We start from the raw sequence: 12,902 nt of genomic DNA on the forward strand, positions 1-12,902 counted from the left end.
GCCCACCCTACGTTTGTTAAGAATGGTGCAAGATCTCAGTTGAATGAAATCTGCTGTTGCTCAAAACAAGCGAGCAGGCTTTTGGCGAACATTAGAATCAATTGACTTTACCCGACGCACCACAGAAATCATGTAATCGTAATCTGGGACTGGCACATTGGGAACATAGCCTATTTCTCGAACTACACTTAATGGAGCTGCACTCATAATTTTGCGGATTTCCTCTTGGCGATTTGGCTCTATATTGGGTGCAATCAAAACCACATCCGCTGGAACATTGTGAGGGTCAATGTAAAGTACGCGAAACTGTGTATTGCTTAAGCTTGGGCTGTACAGATTATATTCTGCCAGCGAAAGAGCACCAGCAGCAGCTTTCCCTTGGGCAACCAATTCTAGAACTATTTTGGGTGTTGGTGCGAATAGGACTTCAGCTAGTGTTAAGCCATAGAGGTTGTAAACAGGGAAATAATATCCTGCTGCTGAACCTTGTTGACCTAAAGCAACCGTCTTTCCCTCTAGCTGTTTCAACTCTCGTATTTGGCTATCGTTACGAACAACCAAAATTGAGCGGGAATGATTAAAACCTTGCACGAGAAACAAAGGGCGGTATTGGTGGTCGGCGATCGCACTTGCTGCTACACCTGGAGAAGCAAACACCAATGACCAAGCTTGCGAGTGAATGCGCTCAAGAGCCTTATTTTCATTGTAAGCAGGCTCTAGTTCAACACGTGTCCCCGTTGTTTTAGCCAAGTAGCGATTAAACTCAGTATATCGTTCAAGTATTTGTTGCCCTTCAGTGTAGCTAACTACACCTATGACTAACTGACCGTTAAGATTAGCTGGTGCTGGTTTGCATCCACCATTGGTTACAAATAGCAGCACCAGAATAAATAATTTACGTGATAACCTCAAAGGCATTACTGTTTGAATTTTTAAAATAAATATTTTTACTTATTTACATTAATACCCTGTTTCTAAAATCATCTTCTATTCTTCTACAGATATTTTTTATAATTTAGTTTGAAAATAAACACTCATCAATAAAAAAAGAAGAAAACCAATATATAATTTTAAACAAGCATCCTAAGAATTAACTAGGAATTTCTTGGAGGCAATTTCAATGTTGTGGTTAAGTAAAGATTTAAGAAATCTCAAAATTCGTGATCAGTTTAACATATTTATCGTGTTGATTTTCATACTTGGCATTTCCTTGAGTGGGACTGCTCTCTCCAAAGTACTTGAACACAGGGCCGAAGAGGAATTAACCTCTAAAGCAATGGTTCTCTTCGTAACGATGAATTCAGTCAGAAACTATACACAAAAGCAGATAAATCCCCTACTAGCGCCTAAATTAGAAACAGAATCAGCATTTATTCCACAAGCTATACCAACTTACTCAGTCAGAGAAGTTTTCGAGAGTATTCGTAGCAACGAAGAATATAAAAATTTCTTTTATAAAGATGCTGCCCCTAATCCAACTAACTTACGCGACAAAGCTGATGAATTTGAAACTCAGCTTGTGAAAGAATTTCGCACTCATCCTCAAATTAAACAACGTTCTGACTTTCGTAACCTTCCTGAAGGAAAAGTATTTTATATCGCACGACCATTTGCTGTAAGAGAACAGAGATGTCTGGAATGTCATTCAACACCAGAAATCGCTCCTAAAAGTTTGCTCGCAAGTTATGGTTCAGAACATGGTTTTGGTTGGAAACTTAATGAGATTATAGCTGCTCAAGTTCTGTATGTGCCTGCTGAAGAAATTTTTCATAGTGTTCGGCGTTCTTTCTATTTAGTAATGGGAGTTGTCATTTGTGTTTTTGTCATCATCATTTCGACAATAAATTTATTACTGAAAAAAGCTGTTCTTCAGCGAATTAGAAAAATAGCAAAGACAGCACATGAAGTCAGCACCGGAAACATGGATGCTGAGTTTACAGAAAAGTCTCAAGACGAAATAGGTGCTTTAGCAGTAGCATTTAATCGAATGAAGTCCAGTTTAGAAATATCTATGAAGCTTCTTAGTCATAAAAAATAATTTACTTAAGAAACTATGTAACCTAGACGTTTTTGAAAATGACGAGCCTTTTCTCGCTCAGGAATTTTTTCTGCTAAAATCTGCACCAATTGCACTGGAGAAATTTCTGGATGAGACACTAGAGCTTTTTGAACAAGCAAAGTAGCTACTGGACCAACTATATCAGATAGCTCTGATTCACATTGATGTACAAAGCTTTCGCTAATTTTTTTCTTTTCCTTGCTCTTAATAGAATCTGTGTGAAATTTTTCAGCAGTATCTTGCATAAGTAACATGACCTGCTTTTCAAACTCTACTTGTTGGTGCTGAGTCAGGTAAAGCCGCAAATTTTCTACCAGTTTCTTGGGGTTAAGTGTGTCTTTGCCAACTTGTTGTAACAAAGTGGGGGCTATAGGACCGATAAGTTCAATCAACTTCTTTTCTAGAAGAGAATATTTTTCTGGAGAAAGGACTAAGTTGGAGTTAGGTTCTACATTCACTATAACAGTCTCTTTAGAGTTAGAATTAGCTAATCTTTCTTCTAAAGAAAAGAGTTGTATCATCGGGTCAATTTCCTTTAAACGCCGCCAAGCTATTTGCAAGATAATCTTCTCTCTTTCTCGCAAAATTTCTTGAGTGTTTTTAGGTCTTTTTTCCAATGATGGTTCCATCAATTTATCGATAAAATTTGCAAAAATAGGGGAAATGTCTGGTGCTAGGCTAGGCCAAATCAAATGACCTGTTACAGAGCTACAAGCCAAATTACTTGGATGCTGACCTGTGAGTAAATGAACAAATGTACGTCCTAAAGCAAAGAAATCAGATTGCGGAACAACTTTGCGTTGAAATTGCTCTGGAGCCGTATAACCATATGAATAAACAAAAGTAACAGTGTGTCCATTAACAACTGTCTGTGTAATTTCTCTCGCTGTTCCAAAGTCAATTAATACGAGTTTACCATTCGGTTTAAGTATAATATTAGAAGGCTTAATATCCCGATGCAAAAATCCATTTCGATGCACGTAAGCTAAAATTTCAGTAATTTGTTTGAGCCAATAAAGTGCCAAATCTTGAGAAATTGGTTCATGATCATTCTCATCTAACCACTGCTGCAAATTCTGCCCCTTAATTTTTTCCATAATCAGGCAGAGCACTTTTTGACCGTTTTTAAAATACAAGGAGAATTGTTCTTCTGCTTTAGGAATTCCTGGATGCGTTAATTGAATCAAAATCTTTGCTTCTTGTTCAAAAAGCTCGACTATTTTAGAATCATTTTTCATCAAAATTTTGAGAACTTTTAGTTTGTTGTTATCTTTGATATCTTTGACTTCAAAAATTTCAGAATAACGATATAGTGCGTCCAGATTACATAAAGGTCTGATTGGCAGATATCTGTCCTTAATGAGTAAGGATGTATTGCAGGCTTCGCACTTAGTAGCAGTGTCAGGGTTTTGACGCTGTGAACACTTGGGGTTTAAGCAATAAACCATACTTCTACAGAGCAATCCCCGTAGGTGAATTTTTTCGACTTGTGTTAGTGTTGATATTGTACATGCTACGAACGTGAAAACAGGCAGCAGCAACGTCTTTATACAACCGCCGTCATAACGTTTTGTTCAATTTTGCGACATACGAGTTCCCCAAGTCTCCTTAATAAAGAGAGCTTGAGAAGTTAATTTGTGGCAAGGATAAAGGAAATTGGTATAAATCCCAGTTTGTTGCCTCAACGCACTGCCTCACCGCTTCAGCAAACGGCTTTTGAGTAAATACCATTATAGGAATTTTTTATCAAGACCTTAATTTTAATACTAACGGAAATCCGTTATTTCCATTAGCTGCACTTCTAACAATTGGTAGATTAGTTTGTTACTAACTTGACTAGTAAGCAAAGTAACCATAACTACAATTACTCATTCAGTACGTTAAAATGACGTCTGCCAAATTGTTCTAATGAGTAGCCCAATATCTACTCATCAATCTGCCAAAAGTCCTTGGTCACATTTTCATCTAAAATCTTCTTTGGTCGCACAATCACAATAATTTTCCCAAGCAAGGGAATTTCCGGTGCTGTTTCAAACCACTGAAAGTCTAATTCACCAGAATTATCAACTACAAAGTAGCTGATATCATCCCATTCTCGTTGATCGCGGTCTACAACCACTAACACAGGTTGTGAAGAATTTTGTGTTTGATTGGGTAAGCGATCTGCGCTAGCTCTTTCAGAGCCGCTCCGCGAACGCAGCAGCGCTTCGCTATCGCTTTTGCATAAAATCACTACTGGATCTTCTGCACTCAACAAAATCTGCCAACCTGGTAACGCTACCCAAGCTTGCTCTCCAGCAAACTTGACTATACCAAATGGTTCTATCCCTTCTACCAAAGGTACAGCTTTCATTTCTTGTGGTGTTAATGGTAACTCACCCACAACTGGTATAATACGCGGTAATTCTTCCTCTGAGTCCAGGCGGTAAAAGGGTAACAAGGGAGCAGGACGTTTGGGAACAACTGTAAAATCAGTCAACAATTGTTCGATTTGTTTCCTTGCTGTTTGTGAGTGAGCAAAACGCAAACCTTTGGCAATCAGGCGAGAGCGTTCTTGTAAGTCTGAGTTTTGGCGGGCGAGTTTCCAGCATTGATACGCTACTGCATCTCCCGGATGATTTTCAAACCCCTCTGGTAGAGTCTGGAAGCGAGAGAACTCTTTGACTGCTTTGGCGACTTCCCGCGCCTCATCAATGTCAAGTTTATGTTGGAACGTCAGTTGTGCAGCAGCAGCGCGTTCTTCTTGGGTGAGCAGGCGTAGCTCATACAAAACGTCACTTCCCCGCGTGGAGTAGTGCGATCGCACTTCTTCGGCTACATTAGCTTTTTCTATGGAATTATAAACTTGAGCCCCAACAATAACTTGATTTTGTTGTATCGGCTCAAATCCAGTTGCTTCAAAGATGGCTTGTGGATCATAACCAAGTTTTTGCAGTTGGGCGATGGCAATTCCCCATTCCACCCAGGAACCTTGCTTTTGTCTGAGCTTTCGCAGCAAATCTTGTGCGACATGATCATTATTATCAGAATTTTGAGCATTGGGTGGTAAGTCAGTCATAATTCGCTCACGACTTCAAGGAAAAGCAGTCAATACATATCCAGCAAGTCTTATTGTATGGTCAAATGGTTCACTCATCTCGCTTCCACACACGCACAAGCTCTGGGTGCTAACTGAGCGTTTCATCCAAACTTTTCTCTCGACTCCTGATACACTTGTGCCTAACTGGTTATTAGAAGCTTTACTTGCTGGTTTGCACAGTTACAAACTGCTGCAAATACCTGAAGCACTGCCTCAATTTTGGCTTACTCTTCAGCTTTTGAGTTCAGCTCGCAAATCGGTGACATTAATAATAAGAAAAGTTTCAATAGTCAATTTTTTCTTTGAAATTGTCCTGATAGTTATAGTTTACTATTGTACTGTGTTTCAGCCGGATATTGTATGAAATATCACAAAAATCAAAGATAAATATTTAAAGGATGACTTTTTATGGATACTCAAACTTCTGAACTGCATAAGATTGAGCATCAATCAATCACTACAGAAAAACCAAAAAAGCAAAAAATTTTGGTAGTTGATGACGAACAAGATAATCTAGATTTACTTTACCGCACTTTCTACCGCGATTTTGATGTTCTAAAAGCAGATAGTGGTATGAAGGCTCTGCAAATGTTAGCAACTGAAGGAGAAGTCGCCGTCATTATATCTGATCAACGAATGCCGCAGATGAAGGGAACTGAGTTTTTGCGTCAAACAGTGCCTCAGTATCCAGATACCGTGAGAATTATCCTTACGGGTTTTACTGATATTGAAGATTTGGTAGAAGCGATTAATGCAGGACAGGTCTATAAGTATATCACCAAACCTTGGAACCGAGAAGAACTGAAGGCAGTCGTGCAACAAGCAGCCCAAACCTACGATTTGCTCAAGCAACGTACAGAAGAATTGCAACGTGTTCATGCACCTATGTCATTGCTGAGTGTTTTGGTGCAGATAACTCAAGAATATAGTGATTTGGAGACAACTCTCAACTCCATCGCTAGGGCATTTGGTGAAAGTTTTGCAGCTGATTGTTGTATGTTGCAGCTAGTAGAGAGTGATGGTTTAGTTCCAAATCAAGGGACTTACACTACGACAGGTACAGTGGAAAACTGGCTTGAGCAAAATCAACTCACAACCGAGGCGATCGCCACTCACCAAATGCAAGCCTCACCTCACGTACCATTAAACCAAGACTTAGTTGATGTTGCTCACGACTCAACTCACACAGTTCAAGCAGATCTCATTATTCCAATAACTTTTCGCCAAGAAGTCTTGGCGGTGTTATTACTACAGTGGCAACAACCCCACACTTTGCGTGAAGATGAACGAAAACTCATTCATCTGTATGCTCAATTGATCGCGATCGCACTCCGCACAATTTTTTAAACGAGAGTGTCATATCACGCCCAGTCGTCTTGGTCTGAGTGTTTCTCAATTTGAGAAATCGCCAACTTGATTGCTTGCTGAACCGCTGTTTCTGCTTCCTGGACTAAAGCTGCTTGCAGGGGTTCTAAGACTGTGCGAGTCTTGTTTGCACAAGTCAAGTTTACACCCATTTTCATCAAAGCCAGTGCTGCTGCTTTGCGGCTTTCCCAATCAGGATGATGCAGTAACTCTGTGAGGTTACCAATCGCTGGTTGATATGCTAGGTTGCCCAAGGCAGAAGCTGCTTCGCAGCGTACAATTGTGTCTGCATCGCCCAGGGCATTCACCAGCATATTGAATGCTTCCGGTTTGGGATCTTCTTGAATCGTTTTGGCGATCGCCCCAACCACAGCAGCACGAACATCAGGTGAGTCTGAGTCGATTGCTTTATAAATATACTCCTTTGCGGCTGATCCAATAAATGCCAGCGCCCATGCGGCATGACCTTTGGTATTTTCAGACGAATCTGGGGATGCTAAGATTTCCAGCAAGGGTGGTACAGCGACTTCACCTGTTCTTGCTAATGCGCCGACTGACGAACCTTGGACAACTGTGTCTTCGTCATGTAAGAAAGAGTGTACCAGTGTTGGAACTGCTTTTGGATCTGCGATGATTGTCAGAGTTTTGGCGCTGGCGCGACGCACTACCACATTCGGATGATGTGCCAGTGCGTCTAGTAATAATGGAGTTGCCAACTCACCAATTTGACCGAGTGTTTCCGCGACTTGCATTCTGACTAATCCGCGTGAATCTCCCAGAGACTCAACCAGACGCTTGAGGAGTTGTTGGTCATTGGGATTGAAAGTGTCTAAATCTATTTGCTCCTTAACCATCAACAGCAAAGCATCGGTTTGTTCTTGAGGCGGCGGGATTAAGTTTCCTTCGGATTTCATTTCCCCTGTGAGCAGATTACTCATGATCAGTTTACCATCACCAATGACTGTGTTAGATGAACTCGTGCAATTTTATATTAATGGTTTGTTGTTACACTAGAAGCGCGATCGCGCAGTTGTTGGAGTACAGCATCAATTTTGGCAAGTTCCGGTTCTAGTTGGGCGAGTGCAGTTGCCTTCATCACCTTAGCCTTTTGCGCCGTTGCTAATGTTTCGCTCACCAACCTTTCGCGATATTCCTCAAATTCAGCTATAACTTCTGCTAGTTCTTCAGAAGAGGGCTGTTCTGTTGGCGTGTGTTCTGAAGTTTCGGTCATTTTTAATTTTTCCTAAATGTTTTTTTTATAACAAGTCTACGCTCGATTTTCTCAGATCGTGTCACCACTAAGCAAATCTTTTTGATTACAGTGAGGGTAAAGTTGTGCTTAGTGCTGCTATGAATATCTACAAAATCGAAACAGATTTAAATAATCCTGATTTTCAATATCGCCTGAAAGCAATCACTGCCCTCAAAGATTATACCCCAGAAATCGCTGTTCCTTTACTGACAAGCAAACTTCATGATTCTGAATTTCTGGTGCGATCGTTCGTCGCTATGGGGCTGGGTAAGCAGCAAACTGCTGAATCTTTTGCCGCTTTGCTGGAGTTAATGAAATTTGACAACACGCCCAACGTACGAGCAGAGGCAGCAAGTTCCCTTTCTCTGTTTGGCAAAGTCGCTGCGTCTCATCTGGTTTCAACCTTTTTCCAAGACGATCACTGGTTAGTGCGGCGTAGTATTCTGGCAGTTTTGGTTGATTTAGACTGTCCAGGCGAACTGTTTGAAGTTTGCATCGAAGCTTTAGCAGGCGAAGATTCTAGTGTACAGGCAGATGCCATAGATGCGCTTGGTAAATTCGCCTTCACCAATCAGCAAGAGTTGGCCTTGTCTCAACTGTTGAGATTGATTGCTTGTGACTCGAAACAGATTCGCATACACCTTGCTCATGCGCTGAAGCAGTTTGATGATCCACAAGCGAAGGAAGCCCTTAGGCAACTCCGCCAAGATTCGGATCATCAAGTTGTCGCTGCTGCATTAGAAAACTTGCTTGAGCCGTAATCTTTACTTTGACGCGAAAAGGATGACTCCTTGGCTGACAGTATCCAGGGAGTATCTATGCTATCATAGAAAGGCAGAATTTATTTTGATTTGCAAAATAAATTCATGTAATCTCAAAAGTTATCAGTTATCAGATAAAGAAAGCTGCTTATTTTAACGCATTTCGGCGGAATTCCCCATCCGCCACGCGGTGGGCGAGGTTGCGCGGAAAATGGCGAGGTACATTCCTTAGTTGTTTAGCTTATATTTTAAGAGGTATTTATGTCTGACACTTCCCCCGGTCAAATGACTTGGAAACCTCCAGGCACAACAGATTGTGTGTTGCATCTGCGCCACAGTCCTTCAGAACCTTGGCGGCATTATAAGGAATTTCCAGAGTATGTTCTACCCGATCCACCGCATTTCTCCGAGGGATATGCCACATTTGTTGCACTGATGAAAAAGAATTGGCAGACAGTTTGATGTTTGCGACTTACAAAGAGCGAGCGCAGATATTCAACTTGCCAAATCAACTTGCCAAAGCACCCACTGTCTCATTTACTCTTTCATATGGTTTTTCTACGCCTTGTGCTAAATATTCAGCAAGCTGAGATTCTATTTGCTCGCGTACAATTTGGCGATACTCTAAGAAATGTTCATTGTGGGCGCAGGTGGCGAGGTATTGTTCCGCAACTTTGGGATTGTACTTGATGATGCTGAACAAGTGGTGCCAAAACTTCCAGCGAGTTTCTCGTTTTATCCCTTGTCGCCAAATAACAAGCAGTAGGGCTTTCACAATTACCCAGTCTGGCATCTTAAATGGCGCTTTCCAACTCGGCGCACCCATAAGCAGGAAACAGCGGTAGGTGCGATCCAAGTACTGCACTGGATCGTATAAAGTACAAAAAGCTTCAATATATTCTCTAGCAATATCTTCTAGGGGACGAGTGGGAATAAAGTTCATCAAAGTCGTCTGGTTGATGTTGCCATCTTTGTTTTCCCGTAGTCGTCCTTCTTTCTTGAGGCGATGCCAAAGGGCTGTATTTGGCAGTGCTTGTAACATGGCAAAAGTCGTGGAGGGAATTGCTGCTAGTTCGGCAAAGCGGACAATGCGATCGCCTGCACCTGCTTTTTCCCCATCAAAACCGATAATAAACCCAGCCATCGGGCGCAACCCTGTTTTGATGATAGTTTGCACAGCCTCAGTCAGCGAGTTGCGGGTATTTTGAAACTTCTTTGTCAGTTGCAAACTCTCTTCATCCGGTGTTTCAATTCCCAAAAACACTGCTGCAAAACCGCACTCAACCATCAACTCCATTAATTCTGTGTCTTGTGCTAAGTCAATAGAGGCTTCGGTATCAAACCGGAATGGATACTTGTGTTCTACCATCCAAACTTTTAACTCTTTGAGCAACAACTTAACATTGCGCTTGTTGCCAATAAAGTTGTCATCCACCATGAAAATACTACGCCGCCAACCCAACTTATAAAGGCAATCCAACTCTGCTAACAGTTGTGCAGGAGTTTTGGTGCGAGGTTTGCGTCCATAGAGAACAATAATGTCACAAAATTCGCATTGGAAAGGACAACCCCGCGAAAACTGAACCGACATCATGTCGTAAGCGTCTAAGTCCAACAAATCAAAACGCGGTATTGGAGTTGTGGTGACATCAGGTTTTTCTGTAGCGCGGAAAGTTCCAGAGGTTTCACCCCGTTTAATCGCTTCAATAAACATCGGGAGAGTGATTTCCCCTTCATCTAAAATCAGAAAATCAGCTCCAACATCCTGAACTGCATGAGGGACTGAGGTGGGGTAAGGACCACCTACAGCAACTAACTTACCACGTTGCTTGGCTTCACTAATTTGTTCTAGTAAATCTTGTTTTTGAACTATCATCGCTGAGAAAATAACTACATCTGCCCATGCCCATTCCTCTTCTGTGACTGGACGGATGTTGCGATCAACCAGCTGAAATTCCCATTCTTGAGGCAAAATTGCTGCAACTGTCACCAAACCCAAGGGTGGTAACAAAACTTTGCGGTTAACTAATTCCAATATTTTTTCATAAGACCAAAACGTTTTTGGAAAAATGGGATAAACCAATAAAACTCGCATAACTATCAACCCTCACACTCTCAGTGTTATTTCACTGTAACTAAATTAAGAAAGAATTCTTGACTTTTTGCTAAATTCGTTTTTACTCATACTAATTCTCCATGATGTGTACTTAATGTTTATTAGACGAACCGCCAAGCCTGTCCTTAAACGCACAAAACATAAGTGGCTTGCGTTTCATAGAAGATATCTGCTCAATTTTCCCCTAATATCTAGAAGTTCTCTTGTTATAAAAGGTTCCGTGCAATAAGTAGCAAACGAGGTGCCCTATGATAGCTATCATGCTGTCAAATACACTTGTTTTAAATATTCTATACTCCTGAAACATAGTATACCGTGTTTACACTTATGTGATTAAGCGCTACTAATTGCCCAACGTTGCGTTTCGAACTGACTATTTGTATTATTTAGCACTTAGTACACCACTAATTTTCAAAACATCACTCATGGTGGCACAGTAATTGGGTAAGGAAAAACTGTCGGGATTGATGACATTTTCATAAGTAAAATGCCGATAGTTCATGCAGAATCTATCCCAAGCAGCCATTTGAATCCGAAATAAAACTATTAACAAATTGGCTAACGATAAAGAGAGGGGAATACGAAAGTAAATTTTTTTGCCGAGATAATCGCAGACTTCTTCAATTGCTTGGTTTGCAGTTAACTGCGCTTGACCTAAAACAAAAAAGCGCTTCTCCTCTGTTGCGGGGGGATTATCTATCAAATATCGTACTACAGTGGCAATGTCTTGACCGTGGATAAAGTGGAAACTACCGTCTGCTTGAAAAAACCGAATGAAATCAATCCATTTTGTGATTTCTGGAATACCAGATGTTGCGTGAGAATAGGGTTTGTTGGCATCGCCACCAAGAACTAGAGTGGGGAAAAGTGTGGTAATTTTGGGAGCGATCGCTAATTCCGATAATTTTTGTAAGCACACGTACTTAGAAGATATATAGTCTGTACCCAGTTCCCCTGCTTCTTTCAAAGGCTGGTTCTTGCGATCCAAAACGCTAGCGGTGGAAAAATAAATGACTTGTTCGCATCTGTTCGGATCTAACAAATTAAGCAACTCGTGTGTTTTATGTACATTAATATCAAATGTCGCATCACCGCCCCAAGCTGTTGCTGTTAGCACTGCAGTATCTATTGTTTTCAGCAAGTCAGCAAATTTCCCGATTTCTTGCATGTCACCCTGCAAGACAGTCACACCAGAACGTGCTTGAGTCTCGACGCGTAGCTTCTTTGGGTTTCTGACTAGCAGATACAATTCGTGTTCTGTTTCTCGAATTAAGGTTTCACTTATGTAGTGACCGATACAACCACTTGCACCCGTAACTAAAATCCGTTTCTGACTCATGGAAAGTTTCAAATAAGATTTAGGAGTTATGAACTATGAATGATGAATAATAAAAAAGTTTCAAAATTCATCGTTTATGACTCGTATGGGTGTTGTGCTTGTGCCAGACTACTGAGTAACGCCAAAATAAGTGCTTTTTAACTTTTGCTCCCCAAAGTGACTTTGTGTAAATTCGTCGTGCTTGGGATAAGGTGAGGTACTTGTCTTTTGCGAAGATGCTCTCGAATGGCTTCTGCTACTTCGCTTGAGTGCTTAATGTGTCTGTTTCTAAGTATCTGAAATATCCAGTTTAGAGGAACAGCAATGAAATCACTCAGGCTATCTTGTAAGTTCTCGTGTTCTAGCAAGTCCAAAATCAAAAGGCTACCACCAGGTTTCAAAGCAGCTTCCAAATTGGGTAGCAAGTTCTCTACTGGTAGATGATGAACGGTAGCTATGGAGGCGATAGCATCGAATTGCTGTGTTGGAAATTCCCACTTCAAAATATCAGCAACCTGAAAATCTATATTTGTAAACTCTTTAGAGTGCTGTTTAGCGACTTTGATCATGTTGGGAGATAAATCTATCGCAACAACTCTATCAGCACGTTTAGCTAAAAGACGCGAGAATTCTCCAGTTCCACATCCGATTTCCAGAATATTTTTGCAGTGGGATGGTAATTGCTGAAGCAGAAAATGATGATAATGATTGTTGTGATTCCATCCCACTTGCTCATGTAAAGCAATGCGGTCAAAATCATTCCGAATTTTTTGAGTCAGCTCCTCGTTCATCTTACTTCGTTTTCTGGCAGTACTAGTCAGTACGTACAATTCTGGTTCAGGAATTACGCAAAATTATGAAAAAACGAACCGCATTAGCGTTTGCGCAGCGCCCCTAATATCAAGTTCGGATGATTAGTTATCATTGCAGTCCTCGCGTTACCCCTCCCTAA

The 12,902-nt window shown here is 41.0% G+C and carries 12 protein-coding genes; 4 read left to right on the forward strand and 8 right to left on the reverse strand.

What is annotated here, in order from left to right:
• Window positions 1-60: 60 nt before the first annotated feature.
• Window positions 61-918 (reverse strand): PhnD/SsuA/transferrin family substrate-binding protein, encoded by an 858-nt coding sequence (locus DP117_RS22630; RefSeq protein WP_169220492.1) that lies wholly within the window; start codon window positions 916-918, stop codon window positions 61-63.
• Window positions 919-1,120: 202 nt separating this feature from the next.
• On the opposite strand from DP117_RS22630, the gene DP117_RS22635 reads away from it, so the two are divergent.
• Window positions 1,121-2,038 (forward strand): DUF3365 domain-containing protein, encoded by a 918-nt coding sequence (locus DP117_RS22635; protein WP_169220493.1) that lies wholly within the window; start codon window positions 1,121-1,123, stop codon window positions 2,036-2,038.
• Window positions 2,039-2,043: 5 nt separating this feature from the next.
• On the opposite strand, the gene DP117_RS22640 is transcribed toward DP117_RS22635, so the two are convergent.
• Window positions 2,044-3,507 carry a serine/threonine-protein kinase gene (locus DP117_RS22640; RefSeq protein ID WP_169220494.1) on the reverse strand — a complete coding sequence of 488 codons (1,464 nt, stop codon included), beginning with the start codon at window positions 3,505-3,507 and terminating at the stop codon, window positions 2,044-2,046.
• 476 nt (window positions 3,508-3,983) lie between these two features.
• On the reverse strand, window positions 3,984-5,117 hold the full coding sequence (locus DP117_RS22645) for a RuBisCO accumulation factor 1 (protein ID WP_169220495.1): 1,134 nt from the start codon (window positions 5,115-5,117) through the stop codon (window positions 3,984-3,986).
• 429 nt (window positions 5,118-5,546) lie between these two features.
• On the opposite strand from DP117_RS22645, the gene DP117_RS22650 reads away from it, so the two are divergent.
• On the forward strand, window positions 5,547-6,485 hold the full coding sequence (locus DP117_RS22650) for a response regulator (protein ID WP_169220496.1): 939 nt from the start codon (window positions 5,547-5,549) through the stop codon (window positions 6,483-6,485).
• A 14-nt stretch (window positions 6,486-6,499) separates the two neighbouring features.
• Here the strand turns inward: DP117_RS22650 and DP117_RS22655 are convergent, their stop codons facing one another.
• The gene (locus DP117_RS22655; protein ID WP_169220497.1) at window positions 6,500-7,441 is read right to left on the reverse strand and encodes a HEAT repeat domain-containing protein; all 942 of its coding nucleotides are present in this window, start codon (window positions 7,439-7,441) and stop codon (window positions 6,500-6,502) included.
• Window positions 7,442-7,494: 53 nt separating this feature from the next.
• On the reverse strand, window positions 7,495-7,734 hold the full coding sequence (locus tag DP117_RS22660; RefSeq protein WP_169220498.1) for a hypothetical protein: 240 nt from the start codon (window positions 7,732-7,734) through the stop codon (window positions 7,495-7,497).
• Window positions 7,735-7,838: 104 nt separating this feature from the next.
• On the opposite strand from DP117_RS22660, the gene DP117_RS22665 reads away from it, so the two are divergent.
• Both DP117_RS22665 and DP117_RS22670 read left to right on the forward strand, forming a co-directional pair.
• A complete protein-coding gene (locus DP117_RS22665) occupies window positions 7,839-8,516 on the forward strand; it encodes a HEAT repeat domain-containing protein (RefSeq protein ID WP_339381380.1) in 678 nt (225 codons plus the stop codon).
• A gap of 261 nt (window positions 8,517-8,777) precedes the next feature.
• Window positions 8,778-8,978, forward strand: a complete 201-nt coding sequence (locus DP117_RS22670; protein WP_169220499.1) for a hypothetical protein — start codon at window positions 8,778-8,780, stop codon at window positions 8,976-8,978.
• Between the two features lie 46 nt (window positions 8,979-9,024).
• Here DP117_RS22670 and DP117_RS22675 read toward each other — a convergent pair whose 3' ends face one another.
• From DP117_RS22675 to DP117_RS22685, 3 genes are all read right to left on the reverse strand, one after another.
• Window positions 9,025-10,611 (reverse strand): B12-binding domain-containing radical SAM protein, encoded by a 1,587-nt coding sequence (locus DP117_RS22675; RefSeq protein WP_169220500.1) that lies wholly within the window; start codon window positions 10,609-10,611, stop codon window positions 9,025-9,027.
• Between the two features lie 403 nt (window positions 10,612-11,014).
• The gene (locus DP117_RS22680) at window positions 11,015-11,971 is read right to left on the reverse strand and encodes an NAD(P)-dependent oxidoreductase (protein WP_169220501.1); all 957 of its coding nucleotides are present in this window, start codon (window positions 11,969-11,971) and stop codon (window positions 11,015-11,017) included.
• A gap of 137 nt (window positions 11,972-12,108) precedes the next feature.
• Window positions 12,109-12,741, reverse strand: coding sequence for a class I SAM-dependent methyltransferase (locus DP117_RS22685; RefSeq protein WP_248277776.1), 633 nt, complete (start codon window positions 12,739-12,741; stop codon window positions 12,109-12,111).
• Between the last annotated feature and the right edge of the window lie 161 nt (window positions 12,742-12,902).

The organism is Brasilonema sp. UFV-L1, from assembly GCF_012912105.1.
In the GTDB taxonomy this organism is placed as follows: domain Bacteria; phylum Cyanobacteriota; class Cyanobacteriia; order Cyanobacteriales; family Nostocaceae; genus Brasilonema.

Excerpts from the sequence above, each read along its gene's own strand:
- DP117_RS22630 (WP_169220492.1), bottom strand. The coding sequence starts at position 918 with ATGCCTTTGAGGTTATCACGTAAATTATTTATTCTGGTGCTGCTATTT.
- DP117_RS22635 (WP_169220493.1), top strand. The coding sequence starts at position 1,121 with ATGTTGTGGTTAAGTAAAGATTTAAGAAATCTCAAAATTCGTGATCAG.
- DP117_RS22640 (WP_169220494.1), bottom strand. The coding sequence starts at position 3,507 with ATGGTTTATTGCTTAAACCCCAAGTGTTCACAGCGTCAAAACCCTGAC.
- DP117_RS22645 (WP_169220495.1), bottom strand. The coding sequence starts at position 5,117 with ATGACTGACTTACCACCCAATGCTCAAAATTCTGATAATAATGATCAT.
- DP117_RS22650 (WP_169220496.1), top strand. The coding sequence starts at position 5,547 with ATGGATACTCAAACTTCTGAACTGCATAAGATTGAGCATCAATCAATC.
- DP117_RS22655 (WP_169220497.1), bottom strand. The coding sequence starts at position 7,441 with ATGAGTAATCTGCTCACAGGGGAAATGAAATCCGAAGGAAACTTAATC.
- DP117_RS22660 (WP_169220498.1), bottom strand. The coding sequence starts at position 7,734 with ATGACCGAAACTTCAGAACACACGCCAACAGAACAGCCCTCTTCTGAA.
- DP117_RS22670 (WP_169220499.1), top strand. The coding sequence starts at position 8,778 with ATGTCTGACACTTCCCCCGGTCAAATGACTTGGAAACCTCCAGGCACA.
- DP117_RS22675 (WP_169220500.1), bottom strand. The coding sequence starts at position 10,611 with ATGCGAGTTTTATTGGTTTATCCCATTTTTCCAAAAACGTTTTGGTCT.
- DP117_RS22680 (WP_169220501.1), bottom strand. The coding sequence starts at position 11,971 with ATGAGTCAGAAACGGATTTTAGTTACGGGTGCAAGTGGTTGTATCGGT.
- DP117_RS22685 (WP_248277776.1), bottom strand. The coding sequence starts at position 12,741 with ATGAACGAGGAGCTGACTCAAAAAATTCGGAATGATTTTGACCGCATT.